We start from the raw sequence: 15095 nt of genomic DNA on the forward strand, positions 1-15095 counted from the left end.
ATGCGTTTTGCCGTTCTCGGCAGCGGTAGCCAAGGGAACGGCACGCTGGTCGCACATGACGACACGTATGTGCTGGTGGATTGTGGTTTCTCGTTAAAAGAAACCGAGCGGCGCCTGCTGCGCCTGGGGGTTCACCCCGCGCAGCTGAGCGCGATTCTGGTGACCCACGAACATGCCGACCACGTGCATGGCGTGGGTTTGCTGTCTCGGCGCTACAATCTCCCGGTGTACCTCAGTCGCGGCACCTTGCGCGGGATGCGCAAACCCATTGAACCCGCGGGTTTCCTGGCCGGTGGCGAGCAGTTGCAAATCGGTGCCTTGAGCATCGATGTGATTGCCGTTGCGCATGACGCCCAGGAGCCGACGCAGTATGTCTTCAGTGACGGTGAGCGGCGCTTTGGCGTGCTGACCGACCTGGGCTCCTACTGCACCAAGGTGCTGGACGGTTACCGGAACCTCGATGCCTTGATGATCGAGTCAAACCACTGCCGAGACCTGCTGGCTCGTGGTCATTACCCCTACTTCCTCAAGCAGCGGGTGGGCGGCGAACTGGGACATTTGAACAACCACCAGGCGGCGTACCTGGTGTATGAGTTGGGCTGGCAAGACTTGCAACACCTGGTCCTGGCCCACCTGAGCAGCAAGAACAACCTGCCGCAGCTGGCCCGGCAATGTTTTGTCGACACCCTCGGGTGCGACCCGGACTGGCTGCAACTGGCCGATCAAGATTCAGGGCTCGACTGGCGACACATCGCCTAGCCCACCATTTAGCAAGCGGAGCCCATCATGGAAAAACGTGAAGAACTCTACCGCGGCAAAGCCAAGTCGGTGTACAAGACCGACGACGCCAACCGCCTGATCCTGCTGTTTCGCAACGACACCTCGGCGTTCGACGGCAAGCGCATCGAACAACTTGATCGCAAGGGCATGGTGAACAACAAGTTCAACGCCTTCATCATGCAGAAGCTCGAAGCGGCCGGCATCCCGACCCAATTCGACAAACTGCTCGGCGACAACGAGTGCCTGGTCAAGAAGCTCGACATGATCCCGGTTGAATGCGTCGTGCGTAACTACGCCGCCGGCAGCCTGGTCAAGCGCCTGGGCGTGGAAGAGGGCCTCAAGCTCAACCCGTACACCTTCGAACTGTTCCTGAAGGACGACGCCAAGGGCGACCCGTTCATCAACGAATCCCACGTCGTGGCATTCGGCTGGGGCACCGCTGAGCAACTGGCGCGCATGAAGGAGTTGTCCCTCAAGGTCAACGACGTGCTGAGCAAGCTATTCGACGACGCTGGCCTGCTGCTGGTGGACTTCAAGCTCGAGTTCGGCGTGTTCCACGACGGCTCCATCGTCCTGGGCGACGAATTCAGCCCGGACGGCTGCCGCCTGTGGGACAAGGACACCAAGAAAAAGATGGACAAAGACCGCTTCCGCCAGGGCCTCGGTGATGTGATCGAAGCCTACGAAGAAGTCGCCAATCGTCTCGGCGTACCGCTTTAATCGACGCAAGCATCTGATAGCACGGAAAAAAATCGCTTCGGCGCTTTGCATCCACGAATCATGCTGTTATGATGCGCGCCGTTGGAGAGATGCCAGAGTGGCCGAATGGGACGGATTCGAAATCCGTTGTACCTTCACCGGTACCTAGGGTTCGAATCCCTATCTCTCCGCCATAAATACCTAAAAAATCCCGCGAGTTAGACGCTCTGCGGGATTTTTTTTGCCTGCTGAATGGGCAGTCAACTATCAAATCGACTATCAAGCGATGTGCGCCATGTGTTGGAAGCTTTGGGTTGTCGATGGCAGTCTGTGGACTGGCCGTTTTTCCGACGAGCGGTACGCCACGAGCCCACTTCATCCTGGCTTGCTTGCATCTGGCCACTGGTGCCCGCCGCTCTTCCTTCGACCTCGCAGACCACACTGAGACAGAGTGAGTGATTGCTGCTCAAGGACTGTCAGGCCTTGGTCTGGCCAGCAGGCTCTAATCGCAGGTAAGGGTTGTCAAACGGCACCGATGGCAGCACGGCTTGCGGCTGCCGTAGCAGGTAACCATGCAGTCGCTTGCCCGGCCGCGGGCCGAATACTTCGCAGGTCCATAGGTTGAGGTCGTCGGGGCGTTTGCGGTGCTGGTCCAATCGTTCGAACTGCTTTTGCAGCCATTGCCAATCGCTGGCGTCTTCATGCTGGGCGTTGGGGGTGGCTTCGGGATGCTCCTGCAGGTAGCGCCGGAAGATACCGGGGCTGACCAGGAACAGGGTGCCGTCCACAGTGTGCAGTAGGGCTTTTGCGTCATTCAGGGCCAGGCGTTGCAGCAGTAGGCCTTCGCGTAGCCAGTGCAGGAATAGCTCACCGGGGGACGCGTCGGTCTTCTGAGGTATTGGGACAGTGGCCTCGGGGCCTGCCTCACCTTGGGCTGGTACGTCGGACGTCTCGGTAGGTTCTGTGGCTGCCTCCATTTGCACGTTGCCGGCAAATAGCGGCGGGCGTTGCTCGGGTTCCCAGATCAACGAAGGGGCCAACTTCAGCAGGGTGAAGGTCTGGGTCCAGCCGCTACCGCTGTGTACCGTGGCCCGCCAGATCGCCTTGCCTTCGGGGTTGGCCAACACCAGGCCGTGTTCCTGCAGGATGTTGAACAGGGTGGTGTTGCGCTCCGGAATGCCGCTGATGCCCTGGGACAGCAAATGGGCGCGCAGCTTGTCCGAGACGGTCTTGCTCACTAGCCACAGAGCGTTGTCGGTGAGCCATCCGTCCGAGGCTTCGGGCTGGTTGAGTTTGAGCACGTCATGCAGCAGGTAGCGCAGTCCGTCGAGCAGCTTGCGTTGCAGTGCGTGGCGCGGGGCAGCCAGGGCCTGGACCGGGTCGCCACCGAGGGCGCGGGCGACGGAGGCTTGGTCGGCACGGATCACCAACTCGCCGAGGATCCCGGCCTGTTCGTGCTGGCCGGCCAACGCCAGGAGAACTGTGGCCCATAGGTCGGGAAAACCACTGAGCCAGTCCAGCGGTTCGCGGCCGAGCACGGCGCCAGCCAGCAGCCCGGCCGCGGCACTATGCAGACGGTATTGCCGGCCCGAGAGGTGACGAAAGCGATAGGGCTGGTGCAGAGGGCCGTGCCAGGGCTGCCAGCGATTGCCGTGTTGATCTTCCACCCGCAGGTCGGTGGCCAGCTTGCCAATGTCATGCAGCAGCGCGGCGTAGGCGATCCCGGCGGTCCAGGCTTCGGCCTGCTGGGTCTGGATCTCTGGCGGGCTGCCCGGCGGCAATAGGTGGGATTGGCGCAGCTTAAGGGCGCAGACCACGATCTCTAGGCCGTGATCCAGAAGTCCACCGGGATGGGCGTGGTGGTGACTTTCCGAAGCGGGGAGCAACTGCACCAGCTCGGCGTAGCGTTCGAGTGGCGTGCGGTAGAGCAGGGCGAATTGCGCCGGCGAGACGGCGGTGCGCTGCCAGATCTGCTCTATCAGTGCCTGGCGATGGGGGATAGCCAATAGCTCCGCTGCCGACTGCGGACGAAGCCAGCCGACAGGAGCTTGGTTGCTGTCAGGAGTGGGAGCTTCAGCTGTCCCTTTGCGAGGGCGCAACCACTGGAACATGGCGTCCTCCGAAGTGCGCGCGGCGGGAGTGCCCTTTGCCTTTTCTGGGTAAGGCCTTTGCCATTGATGAACCCTTCCGTTGTGTCCTTTGCGTCAGCCGTTTCTTGCCATTTTTGCTGACGGGCGGCACGCAAATTCGGGGAAAGTTGTGATAACTATTGCCACATGTCCTTCCTCGAACTGGAGTGCTGAAAAGCCCGTCGTCGTAGAGGTGAATGCCATGAGCGGTCATCCTAAAAACACTAAGGCCGAGCGTGTTGGACGCTGGCTTGGGCGAGCCTACCGAAGCCTGATGCAGCAGGAGCAGCGGTTGCGTCTGTGGCTTGTTGGGCTCGGAATTCCTGCAACAGGCGCCCGGATCTTTGCTTGGTGTCTGCGGGTCAGCGTGATTGTCTTGCTATTGAGCTTTTCCCTCCTGCTGGCCATGGTTGTCTTCGGGCTGTGGCTGATCGGTCGGGGTGTTGCGCGAGGCGATTTTTCCTATCGAGCGTCAGAAGCCGAATGGCGTTACGGCGATGAGGGGTTTGGCTTTTATGAGAAGGGCGTTCGTACGGACTTCGGTCGACTTTTTGAAGACGGCGAAGACGTATAGCTCAATCTCTAGGTCAGCCTTTTGCTAATCATCTCGCCGCCGCTTCGGCCAGCACTTTTTGCTTCGGTTGTCGCGTCGCTTAAGCCTCGTAGCACGCTGCCGACGTGTAGGCCGGCCCAGGTCAAACTCGCTACCCAAAGACTTGGAAGCACAATGAACATCGTCGCCATGACGAAATTCAGCAACATATCCCCAAACGAATTGTTTAACCCAAACAGCACATTGAAGTTGCTGTGGGGCGCACCACTGCCGTAGAGCGCATCCAGGATCGTGCTGTCGATCCAACGCGCCAGCTGAAACCAGAAATCCACGAAGAACAGCGCAAACTGCACACAGCTGGCAGTGACCAGGGTCTTCAGATCATAGGTACCGATCACCAGCACCAGCGGCAGGCAGATCACCAAGGCCATTTTCAGAAACGACAACACCATCGGCAGTGCCTGGCGCACCACATCCATCGCCGGGAAGAACCCCAGCGAGCCGACAGTCAGGCCCAGATCCGCGGTGGCGCGGGTAACGATATTGGGGATGCTCTTTTCCACCTGGCCGCCGTAGTCGTTGTAGACCTGCCCCTGGTTCATCACCTGCTGCTTTGGCGCGGCCACGGCGCGGATTACAGCGTCATCCACCTGCACTCGCGACATGAAACCCGCCCAGCGCGCCAGCCGGGTCAACACGTCGGGATCCACCTGCTGCAGCAAACGTGCACGCAATCCCTGGTCACCATCTCCCCACCATTGCTGGCAACCGGGATACCCGCCGCCACCGGGCACCTGGGCCAATCCGGCGTCGCGGGTAGCATCGTAGGGCCAGGCACTGCGTGGAGTGCTTGAGCGATAGCGGTCATAGAAGCCGGGGCTGTTGAGGAAGAAGCGTGAGCCAATCCAGCCCACATCGTTCATCTGTTCTTCGTTCAACCCAGGGCGATCCATGAACAGCCGCGCACGGGCGCGGGCATAGCAATCACGAGTGAAGTCGGCAACTTCCTGGGCCAGTAGCGGGTCGTCGATGCGGGCGCTGTCGATGGCCATGCGCATCTGCCGCAGGTCCACGCCACAAGGGATCGACGCGACGGCGGCACCGGTCACGGCTTTGGACAGCGCGTGCATAAAGAACCACCACACGGGTACTTCGGCACTCTGGTTGTTGAGGGTGGTAAAGGCGCTGTTCCAGCCGGTTTCCGTCGGCGCGACGACACGCACCTGGCACTGTCGCGAGCGGCTTTCGTCGAACTGCAGCGTGCTCAGGTCCACCGGTACAAAGGGGATGCCGGCGAACATGATCACCACGATCGCGACCCATACCCGGTTCTCGATGCGCATTGCCGACAGCACGCCCTTGTTACCTTCGTCGGCGCCCTCGGCACGGGCGCGCAACCACTCCTGCAGGATGATCGCCAGAAACGGCAGGGCGAATACGCCGCTGGCAACCAGCACCTGCCACAGGCCGTTGTTGACGATCCAGCCCACCAGGGTCAGGTAGTACTCCAGATAGTCGGTGGTGGTCAGGGTCATGATGCCCCCGACCCGGTGAGGGCGTTGCTGACTTCCAGCAGCATCAGTGCTGCGATGCCTGCGCATTCGGCACGGCGCAGGCGCGCGGCCGCGTCGGGTTCGCGCTGCAGCAGGCGTGTACGCATCCAGCGCCAGCCGTAGAGGATTGCGGCATAAAGATACAGGCGCCAGACCAACAGGCCGGTGCTGTGATCCTGCAACCAGGTACTCCAGGCCGAGGTATCGCCGAGCAGGCCGATGGCGATCAGGTTGATCAGTAGCCCGGCGAGGATCAAAACCAAAGCCCATATCGCATAGCGGGCGCTGGTGGATAGGTACTTGATCCAGACTCGGCGCATCTCAGCGACCTCCCTCGACCGGCCGTTCGATCTGCTCGATGCGGTTGCGCTCCGGATCGCCCTGATACACCCCGCGCGAACCCTCAACCCGCAGCTGATTACGCCGCAGGATCTCGCTCGCGGCATTGGCGGCCAGGGTGCGGCGCAGTTCCAGTTCGGTCTTCAGGTTCTGGATTTCCAGGGTCAGCATGTCGCTCTCCTGGGCCACCGCTTGCTGCGCCAATTCATTGGCCGCCACATTCGGCTCCTGGCGCCCGGTCAGCAGCGTGCGCTGCAACAGCAAGGCCTTCTCCAGTACGCCCGACAGCGCCACTTCGGAAGCCAGGCGTCTGCCTAGCAGATCCTGATCGGGCTCCTCGCGCAGTGCCTCGACCAGACCACGGGTGACCGGCAGCGCATTGCTGCCGGCGGCTTCCAGATTGGCCGAGGTAGTCGGCAGGCGCTTGCTGACCAGGTCCAGCAGGGCCTTGAGTTTGGCGTCGTATTCCTCCTGGATCAGTGGCGTCAGCCCGATGCCAGGCGTGCTGTCGGTCTTGCTGCAGCCGTCGCAGGTACGTTGAACTTGTTCGCCCAGCACGCGGTTGGCCCAGTCGGCGGCGGCCTGGGGCGACGGCCAGCTCTGGCAGCTCAGGCGGTCGCCACAGCTGGCGCGTGGAATCGGCGAGGTATCGGTGACGTTGCGGCCGTTAAGCAGGTTGTAGCCTGCGCGGGTTACGTCGCCGACCACCTTGATTGGCGTCTGCCCGCTGCCGCCGGCCTGGCCACCGCCGACCCATGGCACCCCACGGTTACCGCGCTTGGCCTCAGTTTCCTCAATCGCGGCGACCGCATCGGTCTTGCTGGCGCTTTCTTTCAAGGCCATGCCTTCGGCCAACTGCTCCCAGCCTGACTGGTTGCCGGCGATATCGGCCATGCGGTTGGCCATGGCGCGGCAGGTCGTCTTGGAGCGGTCGAAGTCCAGCCGCGCTTGCAGGATGCCGTTGGTGAGGAGGTTGTACAGGCCGGGATTGGCGCGCTGGATGATCAAGGCTGGCAGGGAGGCGACTGCACTGGTGGCGTTCTGGATCACGCTGCTCATGATCGACTGGAAGCCGTTGGTGATGCCGTTCAACTGGTTCTGCAAGGTGGTTTGCAGGTTCATGTCGCCGCAAATCATGTTGCTGCTCCAGCCAACACCGACGCCGAGGCTGCGCATATTTGCCCCCGGTCCCATCGGCACCGCACGGCCGCCGCCGATGCTGTAGAGCACGTCGTCACCAATCACGCTGCCGCTGGCGCCGAAGTTGGGATCGTCGGCGTAGGCCGGGAAGCACAGCATCCCGAACACCAGCAGGGCGGTGGGGTAGTAGGTCTTCATCGCTCAACTCCCAGTGTCGGTGCTGCCGAGAAAGGTCTGGCCCTGGCGCTTGCAGCAGCTGTATGGGCACCATAGCCCCCAGGCATAGGCGCCGTCTTCGGCCTGCGGTAATGCGCCAGCGGTTGGAAACACCGCGCAACTCCTCGACAGGTCCGGTTGCAGCCGTTGCCATTTACCGCTGTCGGCATCGTTCTCGCGTAGCGCGCCTGCTGGCCAATAGCCCGGTTGGGCCTTGGCCAGCAGCGACTGATAGAGGTGCGGCTGACCGCTGCGGGTGACGACATCGCCGGCACGCTGGGCGACCACGGCAGCGGCCTTGTAGTCATCCGCCTGCTGCAGAAAGCCGCCGCGCGGATACACGCTGCCCCACAGATCCCCGCTAACACCGACCTCACGCTCACCGGGTGTCAGGGCTTCTGAATAGAACATCTCGGGCACGTTGTAGCGCCAGGCGAGGAAGTCGAAGCTGCTCAGCAGGTACGGCATGTACGCGGTACCCGCGCCGGTGCAGCTGTAGCCGAACTGGCTGGCAAAACGATTGAACACCAGTGTGCCGGGATGGCCGATCACGTCCGCGTTCTTGAACTTGAGCAGGGCGTTTTCGTTAGCCTGGTTGGTCGTGCTGTCACCGCCACCTTGAGCCGAGGCATTGGTCGGGCTCATCAGCGCAACCTCGCGCCATGGGTTGGCGCCGGTGTCGGCGTAGCTCGATACCACCGCATCCGGCACGTAGTGGCGCACCTTCACCGAAGTCTTGACCTTGCAGCCGTAGGGCGTGCAGCGCAGCCAGTAGCACACGCCGACCACGCGGTAGGCCAGGCAGTCGGGGGACAGGCTGGAACTGACCAGTGTTGCGCTGTCGATAGCGGTGGCGTTACTGGCCGTGAGGAGGAGCGCCAGGCTTGCAGCGGTGGGTAAGCAGTGTCGGCGATACATGGGGCAACTACCCGCAGGGGAATTCAATGGGTAGTTGAACGCGGGATGCTGGCGATGGCGCGTGGGTAAGAGGTGCCGTCTATGCCCCTATTCCGATCTGAAATTTATTCAGTCGATTCCTACATCACAAGTAGACCTGTCGCGGGTTCTGCGCATTGATGTAGGTGTAGCGTACTGGGCGTTTCAGACCTTTTCAGGGAAGCAGCATGGTCATTCGTTACGCAAAAATCGTCTTGGTTGGGATGTTGGCGGCGTTCGCGGCACTGGCGGCGTTCAACAACCTCACCGACTACAACTCCAATTTCTACTTCGTCCAGCATGTGCTGAGCATGGACACCACCTTTCCCGGCAACGCCGCCATGAATCGTGCGGTCAACGCGCCTTGGCTATGGCACGGTGCCTATTGGGTGATCATTGCGGGTGAGGCGCTGACGGCCGTCTTGCTGGCCGGTGGTGCGTTGCTGCTGTGGCGCGCTCGACAGGGCAGGGCTCAGCAGTTCAACCGGGCCAAGGCCTGTTCCGTCGCGGGCCTCACCATGGGCCTGGTGGTGTGGTTCTTTGGCTTCATGGTGATCGGTGGCGAATGGTTTCTGATGTGGCAATCGCAGGAGTGGAACGGCCAGAGCGCGGCGTTCAAGTTCTATGCGGCCATTCTTGGTGTGCTGGTGTTTCTCAACCAGCCGGATGTTGATAACGACTGATCGCTTCGCGGTCGTGCCCATCTGGGTAGCCGGTGCGAGCAATGCCCGCACCGGATTAGCGGACTTACTTCGTGCAGGTCAGTCGCGTGTACGTTGGTGGATCAAGCAGGATGCCTGGGGTCATGAATGTCGAGCAGTTGAACACGCGACCCTTGGCGGTGGTGGCTTGGAAGGTCAGTTCAGCGCCACCCAGGAAGTCTTCCTTGCCCTTGGTCACCGGACCCATGGTCAGCTCATCGGTGGATGCCAAGCCGATCGCCTCCGCGGTGACCTTGTGCATCTGCAGTACATTGGGGTTGGTTGAGCAGCCTGCCAACAGACTGGTCAGTGCAAGCAATAGGACGGCGGTTGAGGTCTTGGTCATGGGTGTGGCTCCTTGCAGGTCTTGGCGGCAGGGAGTTGTGCTACGTGCCGCCTGTTGGAATCGTCGAGGGGACAGGGATTTGCCCTACGGCGGCGGAGTCTATGGGTGGGGAAATGCCCCCACAATCAGCTGGGCGAAATCCAGACGGAGCCCACGGCAGTGTGTTTGTTGGCTGACGGAAATGGGCTACACACTGATCTGTGGATGCTGGCCGATACAACGAAAAAGGCGCCCGAGCAGGGCGCCTTGAGGTTCAACGTGCGAGCAGCTTGCGCGCATCTTTGAGCAGCAACAGCAGTTGCGATTCGCTGGCCGGCGAGGATTCGAAGCCGAACCGCCGGTAGAAGCGTGCCGCCTCGTCATCCAGCGGATGAGTCAGCAAGGCTCGCACACCGACCTGGTCGGCCACCGTCAATGTGCGAACGATGGCATCGCGCAGCAGACCAACGCCGATACCGCGCCCCTGATCGGTCTGCGATACCGCCAGACGGGCAAGGATAGCCACGGGGATGGGATAGCGGCCCATGCCGCGGCTGATCCGCTCCGGGGCGGTGAGGACATCAACCTGGCCGACGGTCAGGCTGAAGTACCCGACCAGTCGCTCGTCGTCCAGTACCACGAAGGTCCTGGCTGAACCACTGGACTGTGCTTGCCGGGCGTGGCGGATAAGCCACTCGTTGAGCGTGGGTTTGCCGCAGTCGAAGGGTTCCAGCACATGGCTGGCGTCCAGCGGCTGCGGTGCTCGAAGCATCAGTTGCTCCAGGGAATAGGACGGCCCAGCAGGTCTTGTAAGCCGGGATTGTCCTGAGCGGGCCGGTCGAGCAGGTCGACGAAGGCCTGGGCCTGTACCCCATCTAGCAAGAACAGGCGTTGGTCGAGCAGAGTCTGCTCGGCGACCTGATAGGCGCTGTCGAGGATGAAGTCGGTCAACGATTTGTTGGCCAGCTTGGCAGCCCGGCGCAGAACGATGTCCTGCTCCAGGGTGGTGCGCAGGCCAAGCCGGGCACTGCGGGAGGAGGGATTAGCCATCACTAGGGTCTCCTGTGAAGATGAACGAATGTTAGCACAATGTGCGTACAAGCGGGGTGGCCTTCACATCCTTCCAGATTCAGCGAATGAGTAAGGCTCACCCTTGCCGATGATTAAATGATCGAGGACCCGCACTTGAAGTCCTTCCAGCAGTCTTTTCAACTCTTGGGTCAGTACCAGGTCGTTGTGACTGGGTTGGGTGCAGCCGGACGGGTGGTTGTGAACAAGGATCACTGCGGCACTGTTATGTGCCAGTGCGCGCTGCACGATGCGTCGCGGATATACAGCGGCGCTGTCGACGGTGCCTTGAAACAAGGGCTCAAAGGCAAGCAGGCGATGCTTGGTGTCGAGAAACAGTACGGCAAAGACTTCGTCCCTCTCGCCGGCCAGTGCCAGGCGCAGGTACTGTCGGACGCTCTGCGGGTTTTCAAGGCAAGGCCCGCGTTGGAACAGCCGCTGCTCCAGTACGTGGAGGGCTCGGTGGACCAAGTGCATTTCGTTGCTCTGCAGCTCTGAGGAATAGGTTGCTGGCACTGGGGTTGTGCTGGTAGGAGGTGGCACGCTCATGGGAATCTCCTGAATGAGAAACAGGGTCCCGGCCCAAGGGGCAAGAACCCCGAGGGTGTGTTGAGGAATGTGCGCCCGCATTTGGGCGACAGGAACAGGGATCAACGCGCTGACGCTGCGTCGTGGCCTTGAAGATCGCGACCACCTGGGCGAGGACCTGGCGAACCAGGTCAAGCGGTTCGTATGTGTTGCTCAGTAAACGGGATGAGAGATCTCTTTGCCGTGCAAGTTCACGGTCTGACCTATGACCCTATTGGCAGGTTGCGCGCACCCACTACCTCTGTGGGACTGCCAGTAGTGCTAGGCGGACATGTGCGCGCAAGTGTTCGTCCGTATCGTCCAGCGGCGCTTCCTTGTGTGCCAAGCCTGACAGAATAGGCTTCAGGGCTTGATCGATGATCTGGTTCAGTTTCTCAACGATCAAATGAGCATGATCGAGGGAATTGCAACTTACATTAGAAGCTGATGCAGAGAGGGCTATTGGGCATGGCATCTGTCCCGAAGGATGGTGTTTTTCCATCGCGTGACCATGCGTATTCTCTACCTGCCGAGGCGCATGAGAAACCGATCAACTTTGTCAAAGAGGTAGGTGTTAGGGTCTCCGCCGTCGTCTTTAGCGAGTAATAGTTTTTCTACCTCTGGCACTGATAGGGATAGAATCATTTTGCCGCTTTCACGCATGGCACCTTGAATTACTCTCGTCGCAGAAGCGGCGCATCCTTTAGGCGATATCAAAATCGCGACATTTCTAAGTGCGGAAGGGTATAGGTATCGCTCAGTTGTAACAACTTCCTTTTGTGTAATTTCATTCGTGTAATTTTTGAACTCAAAAATTACATATCTACTTTTAACATCGGTAAGTATCAGTTTCCAAACTTCAGCCTTTGGCAAAATTCGGCAAATCAGGTCCCGTCTATGTAGGTCGTCATCTGTATTAAGCTGTTCATGCCAGCCATGAAGATCAAGTTCGAACAGATACTTTAAGGCGTTGATGCATGCGGTTTCAAAATTAGAAGAGCTATGCTTCCCTGGGGGGATGGATAGCAGTGCTCCTGCAAGCAATCTACCAGTCTTCGGCATCTGGCCAGAATCGGACTCTTGAGTAAGTTCAAGCGTGATCGCAGGTTGGCTGGGGGCTGGCGCAGATACCTCGAAAAAATTCTCAAGCTCCCTGGATAAATCGGGGAACCCAGACGCTCTCTGGAATAACTCATTTGCGTCCCAAATTTCTACATTTGGAAACGCCTTCGCCGCCATCTGCAATGCTGCATTCATTGGGCATGAGATTACCAATAACGCGGTACTCGCTTCAAACATGCCTTGTCTGCGTGAAGTTTGTTGCATGGCCTTCACGAAGATATCAGCACGAGGCGGAGATAAGTAACGGTAGTGTTTCACCTCTACAGCACGAAGCAAGCCCTCATGCTCGTACACAACGTCCACTTCTTCTCTTGACCCATCTGCTCCTTTGACGCGAACATTGGAGCGAACATTGGCATACCCAAGTGCACGTAGCAGATCGGCTACGAGTTGCTCGAATTGTATTCCTTGAGAGTAGCCGTAGTGCATTCTACGCTCCATCTTTTAAATTTTATTTACGGCCATGAGGTAGTTAATCATTGGCGGCCTGGGTTGGCTTTGGTACTTGGTTGTTTTGTCAACTTGTTAACTGACTATCTTACGCGAGAATAGTATTTGCCACTCAGTACGTCCCTCACCTGCCGGTCGTTTGCCCCAACTAAATTTGCGATAAGCTCATGGTCGAATCCCCATTCTCTTCCGTACCTGCGGATAGATTGAATCTGATCTCGATTTAAAGTGTTGCTGCGTTTGAATATTACTTGTTCATAAAATTGATCGTCATTCCACTTTTCTTTCACCCAGGGGGCGACTCGGGGGGCATGGGTTTTGTCAAGCAGATATTTCGCCGCAGCCTTGTCGCGCTCGTCAACAGAGACCTGTGAGCGATTAAGAAGGCCGAGCTTGTGAAGAAACTGAAAGCCTGCGAATCCGCCTGGAATCATGTTCAGGCCTTTTGGGTAAAGAGTCCGTTCAACCATCTGCTCCTCAATCTGCATAGCCTCCTCGTAGGAGAGATTTACGTACTGAAGCTCTGACAGAAGAACGGCGCCCTTTCTGACCAATTCAAAGCTACCAAGTCCAGACTGTGTAAAGCTCTCGCAGTTGAATACTCTGCGTAGAGAGCTGTGGAATATTAGCTCGCTCCCTGTTAGTGCATCACGCTGATGTTCCTTGTACCTGGTTTGCCAGTTTCGAGATGTAAGGCCTATGTAGCTAACTGACTCGAACTGTTGTTCTGAAAAGTCCATCGCCGAAATGTTGTGCTCGTAAATCATATGGCCATTCTCGACGTTCCCCCAGCCCTTCAGGACGCACTGAACGGGAACGGAGAAGATGCGTCGAGATTGAACATATGCTCCTGGAGGTGGATCAAGGCCTTCTGAAGGTGGTTTGCCAGAAACACGGTCGAAGTGGCACATTAATGTGGGGGCTTGTGGTGTTCCGTGTGTGCTTGCCTCCCAAGAATAGAAGAACTGGTCCGGATCTTCCTGCTCATCAAAAAATATGAATCTAAAGGTGATTAGAAGGTCGTGTTTTCGGCCAGATTTCAATCGCCCCCAAGACTTTTGGACATGTCTGGTTCGTTTATTGATTTTTACTAAATCTGCAAGGCAGCCTCTGACGGCGCCGTGCATGCCTGCGTCGATCTCTCCAAACGACGCTTCAAGCTGATAAAGGCTCGCGCTTGGGATGGGCAATAACGCAAGTGCATTTCGTTCATCAAGGCATTTTCGACTCATGGCTGCACCCGTTAACCAGTGTTTTAATGATAAGTGCGGCTTTCCATATTTAGCGCCGGCGTAATATTTTAAAGTGCAAGTTATATTTTTGCTTGTATGTTAAGTACTAGACTCTCTGGTAGTCGATATAGCAAAGATCTCTTGATTTCACCGCTATAATTTGTGTTCTAGCGGATGTTGATCTCAATTTTCTTGAACTCTTCGTATGAGACCCTGGGGTCTATCATAATCTGAGTTATAAGTTCATGAGGATCAACTTCGTATTTGAATAAGTTGCTCTCGCCAGCATCTTTGGCCCAGTCGCAAAATATCAATCGAATTTCATTTTCGTGTTTGAATGCCCGTCTCTTCAGTAAGAGGGATTTAAAAAGTCCACCGAATGTAATCTCGCCGTGCTGAGTGAATGTGTCTCTCGCCCTTCTTAGGAGCTTAGTCTCACTCAGGTATTCAACTTTGCCAACGCAATGTTCGCATTGATTTTTATCGATGGTTGCTAAGCAAAGGCTGTCGAGTAGTTGGTCAATAGTTGTACGAATCCTAAGACCATCTTTCTTTGAGGAGTAAATTCTCCACATCGCATCGGATGATTTTTCCAAAGTCCAACATTGTCCGTACATTCTATTGTTTACATCATACTCAATTTGCTCGCCAGCTCCATTTTTCAATTTTGTTTTTAAAATAAAATTCTCGAAAGTGTCTTCCCAGAGCTGTGGCTTAACCAGTGTATTTTGTTTTGTCTGAAATAGTTCTATTAAGCGATCGTATGAGATGGTTCGATATATGTGTTGGTGTAATTCTTTTTTATCTAAGTTAAGATACATATCAATTCCTTTTGCTGGGTTAAGGTTTTACTGCAGGATATACAGGTTTGAACTTATGTCGCATCGCGATCCTTCAGGGCCCATGGCGACCACTCGAGCCTCACCCCTCACCACCTTCCGACAGCTTGCGCTGGGCCTTGGCGCGGCGTTTGGCAAAGTGGGCTTCGACATCCTCGGCGGGAATCGCCGGGCGCGGGTCGTCCAGGGCTTCCTGCACCTTGGCGCGGAACCACGCGTCGTAGGTGGCTGGGTCGCTGGCAAATCCAAAGGGCAGGGCGCCTTCATTGGCGACGCGGGTGAGGAGGATGCGCACGGCATCGGACACCGTTAGCCCCAGGTTGTGCAGGACGGCCGTGGCGCGGTCTTTCACGTCCGGGTCGATGCGGGTCTGGATCAGGGCATTACTGGCCATGGTGGGGGCACCTGAGAGGGTCTTAGGGTGAATGTAATGCAAGTGAATGACA

At 57.9% G+C, this 15095-nt stretch carries 17 protein-coding genes and 1 tRNA gene; 5 read left to right on the forward strand and 13 right to left on the reverse strand.

Going from position 1 to position 15095, the window contains the following annotated elements:
- The 3 genes from M2497_RS08415 (at position 1) to M2497_RS08425 (ending at position 1673) form a co-directional block, all read left to right on the forward strand.
- Positions 1-759 carry an MBL fold metallo-hydrolase gene (locus tag M2497_RS08415; protein WP_248486825.1) on the forward strand — a complete coding sequence of 253 codons (759 nt, stop codon included), beginning with the start codon at positions 1-3 and terminating at the stop codon, positions 757-759.
- Between the two features lie 27 nt (positions 760-786).
- Complete coding sequence (gene purC / locus M2497_RS08420) at positions 787-1500, forward strand: phosphoribosylaminoimidazolesuccinocarboxamide synthase (RefSeq protein WP_010212191.1); 714 nt, start codon at positions 787-789, stop codon at positions 1498-1500.
- Between the two features lie 83 nt (positions 1501-1583).
- A tRNA-Ser gene (locus M2497_RS08425) sits at positions 1584-1673 on the forward strand.
- Positions 1674-1955: 282 nt separating this feature from the next.
- On the opposite strand, the gene mobH is transcribed toward M2497_RS08425, so the two are convergent.
- Positions 1956-3590 carry a MobH family relaxase gene (gene mobH, locus M2497_RS08430; protein WP_248486827.1) on the reverse strand — a complete coding sequence of 545 codons (1635 nt, stop codon included), beginning with the start codon at positions 3588-3590 and terminating at the stop codon, positions 1956-1958.
- Positions 3591-3810: 220 nt separating this feature from the next.
- On the opposite strand from mobH, the gene M2497_RS08435 reads away from it, so the two are divergent.
- Positions 3811-4182 carry a DUF3742 family protein gene (locus M2497_RS08435; RefSeq protein WP_248486828.1) on the forward strand — a complete coding sequence of 124 codons (372 nt, stop codon included), beginning with the start codon at positions 3811-3813 and terminating at the stop codon, positions 4180-4182.
- 8 nt (positions 4183-4190) lie between these two features.
- On the opposite strand, the gene M2497_RS08440 is transcribed toward M2497_RS08435, so the two are convergent.
- The 4 genes from M2497_RS08440 to M2497_RS08455 are packed head-to-tail and all read right to left on the reverse strand — an operon-like array spanning position 4191 to position 8327.
- A complete protein-coding gene (locus tag M2497_RS08440) occupies positions 4191-5696 on the reverse strand; it encodes a conjugal transfer protein TraG N-terminal domain-containing protein (protein WP_248486829.1) in 1506 nt (501 codons plus the stop codon).
- Positions 5693-6034, reverse strand: a complete 342-nt coding sequence (locus M2497_RS08445) for a hypothetical protein (RefSeq protein ID WP_248486830.1) — start codon at positions 6032-6034, stop codon at positions 5693-5695. Before M2497_RS08445 ends, M2497_RS08440 begins: the two co-directional genes overlap by 4 nt.
- Before the next feature lies 1 nt (position 6035).
- Entirely contained in the window at positions 6036-7352 is a 1317-nt protein-coding gene (locus M2497_RS08450) for an integrating conjugative element protein (protein WP_248488182.1), read from the reverse strand.
- Between the two features lie 42 nt (positions 7353-7394).
- Positions 7395-8327, reverse strand: coding sequence for a TIGR03756 family integrating conjugative element protein (locus M2497_RS08455; protein WP_248486831.1), 933 nt, complete (start codon positions 8325-8327; stop codon positions 7395-7397).
- Positions 8328-8533: 206 nt separating this feature from the next.
- Between M2497_RS08455 and M2497_RS08460 the strand changes: the two genes are divergently transcribed.
- A complete protein-coding gene (locus M2497_RS08460) occupies positions 8534-9028 on the forward strand; it encodes a DUF2165 domain-containing protein (RefSeq protein ID WP_248486832.1) in 495 nt (164 codons plus the stop codon).
- 64 nt (positions 9029-9092) lie between these two features.
- Here the strand turns inward: M2497_RS08460 and M2497_RS08465 are convergent, their stop codons facing one another.
- The 8 genes from M2497_RS08465 to M2497_RS08500 form a co-directional block, all read right to left on the reverse strand.
- Complete coding sequence (locus M2497_RS08465; RefSeq protein WP_248486834.1) at positions 9093-9392, reverse strand: hypothetical protein; 300 nt, start codon at positions 9390-9392, stop codon at positions 9093-9095.
- A 253-nt stretch (positions 9393-9645) separates the two neighbouring features.
- Positions 9646-10143: a GNAT family N-acetyltransferase gene (locus M2497_RS08470; protein WP_248486836.1), complete on the reverse strand. Its 498-nt coding sequence runs from the start codon at positions 10141-10143 to the stop codon at positions 9646-9648.
- The gene (locus tag M2497_RS08475) at positions 10143-10421 is read right to left on the reverse strand and encodes a DUF1778 domain-containing protein (RefSeq protein ID WP_248486839.1); all 279 of its coding nucleotides are present in this window, start codon (positions 10419-10421) and stop codon (positions 10143-10145) included. Before M2497_RS08475 ends, M2497_RS08470 begins: the two co-directional genes overlap by 1 nt.
- 63 nt (positions 10422-10484) lie before the next feature.
- Positions 10485-10988, reverse strand: coding sequence for a DNA repair protein RadC (gene radC, locus M2497_RS08480; RefSeq protein ID WP_248486840.1), 504 nt, complete (start codon positions 10986-10988; stop codon positions 10485-10487).
- 540 nt (positions 10989-11528) lie between these two features.
- Positions 11529-12557 carry a restriction endonuclease gene (locus M2497_RS08485; protein WP_248486841.1) on the reverse strand — a complete coding sequence of 343 codons (1029 nt, stop codon included), beginning with the start codon at positions 12555-12557 and terminating at the stop codon, positions 11529-11531.
- Positions 12558-12661: 104 nt separating this feature from the next.
- Positions 12662-13810 (reverse strand): hypothetical protein, encoded by a 1149-nt coding sequence (locus tag M2497_RS08490; protein WP_248486842.1) that lies wholly within the window; start codon positions 13808-13810, stop codon positions 12662-12664.
- Positions 13811-13977: 167 nt separating this feature from the next.
- A complete protein-coding gene (locus M2497_RS08495; RefSeq protein WP_248486843.1) occupies positions 13978-14631 on the reverse strand; it encodes a DUF2971 domain-containing protein in 654 nt (217 codons plus the stop codon).
- A 100-nt stretch (positions 14632-14731) separates the two neighbouring features.
- A complete protein-coding gene (locus tag M2497_RS08500) occupies positions 14732-15043 on the reverse strand; it encodes a type II toxin-antitoxin system RelB/DinJ family antitoxin (protein ID WP_169892602.1) in 312 nt (103 codons plus the stop codon).
- Positions 15044-15095: the final 52 nt, after the last annotated feature.

The organism is Pseudomonas sp. CYM-20-01, from assembly GCF_023169845.1.
Taxonomy (GTDB): Bacteria; Pseudomonadota; Gammaproteobacteria; order Pseudomonadales; family Pseudomonadaceae; genus Aquipseudomonas; species Aquipseudomonas azotoformans.

What these genes read in the sequence shown, in the direction of transcription:
- M2497_RS08500 (WP_169892602.1), bottom strand. Translation starts at nt 15,043, where the DNA reads ATGGCCAGTAATGCCCTGATCCAGACCCGCATCGACCCGGACGTGAAA.
- mobH (WP_248486827.1), bottom strand. Translation starts at nt 3,590, where the DNA reads ATGTTCCAGTGGTTGCGCCCTCGCAAAGGGACAGCTGAAGCTCCCACT.
- M2497_RS08465 (WP_248486834.1), bottom strand. Translation starts at nt 9,392, where the DNA reads ATGACCAAGACCTCAACCGCCGTCCTATTGCTTGCACTGACCAGTCTG.
- M2497_RS08435 (WP_248486828.1), top strand. Translation starts at nt 3,811, where the DNA reads ATGAGCGGTCATCCTAAAAACACTAAGGCCGAGCGTGTTGGACGCTGG.
- M2497_RS08475 (WP_248486839.1), bottom strand. Translation starts at nt 10,421, where the DNA reads ATGGCTAATCCCTCCTCCCGCAGTGCCCGGCTTGGCCTGCGCACCACC.
- M2497_RS08485 (WP_248486841.1), bottom strand. Translation starts at nt 12,557, where the DNA reads ATGCACTACGGCTACTCTCAAGGAATACAATTCGAGCAACTCGTAGCC.
- M2497_RS08440 (WP_248486829.1), bottom strand. Translation starts at nt 5,696, where the DNA reads ATGACCCTGACCACCACCGACTATCTGGAGTACTACCTGACCCTGGTG.
- M2497_RS08455 (WP_248486831.1), bottom strand. Translation starts at nt 8,327, where the DNA reads ATGTATCGCCGACACTGCTTACCCACCGCTGCAAGCCTGGCGCTCCTC.
- radC (WP_248486840.1), bottom strand. Translation starts at nt 10,988, where the DNA reads ATGAGCGTGCCACCTCCTACCAGCACAACCCCAGTGCCAGCAACCTAT.
- M2497_RS08490 (WP_248486842.1), bottom strand. Translation starts at nt 13,810, where the DNA reads ATGAGTCGAAAATGCCTTGATGAACGAAATGCACTTGCGTTATTGCCC.
- M2497_RS08445 (WP_248486830.1), bottom strand. Translation starts at nt 6,034, where the DNA reads ATGCGCCGAGTCTGGATCAAGTACCTATCCACCAGCGCCCGCTATGCG.
- M2497_RS08460 (WP_248486832.1), top strand. Translation starts at nt 8,534, where the DNA reads ATGGTCATTCGTTACGCAAAAATCGTCTTGGTTGGGATGTTGGCGGCG.
- M2497_RS08450 (WP_248488182.1), bottom strand. Translation starts at nt 7,352, where the DNA reads ATGCTGTGCTTCCCGGCCTACGCCGACGATCCCAACTTCGGCGCCAGC.
- M2497_RS08495 (WP_248486843.1), bottom strand. Translation starts at nt 14,631, where the DNA reads ATGTATCTTAACTTAGATAAAAAAGAATTACACCAACACATATATCGA.
- M2497_RS08415 (WP_248486825.1), top strand. Translation starts at nt 1, where the DNA reads ATGCGTTTTGCCGTTCTCGGCAGCGGTAGCCAAGGGAACGGCACGCTG.
- M2497_RS08470 (WP_248486836.1), bottom strand. Translation starts at nt 10,143, where the DNA reads ATGCTTCGAGCACCGCAGCCGCTGGACGCCAGCCATGTGCTGGAACCC.
- purC (WP_010212191.1), top strand. Translation starts at nt 787, where the DNA reads ATGGAAAAACGTGAAGAACTCTACCGCGGCAAAGCCAAGTCGGTGTAC.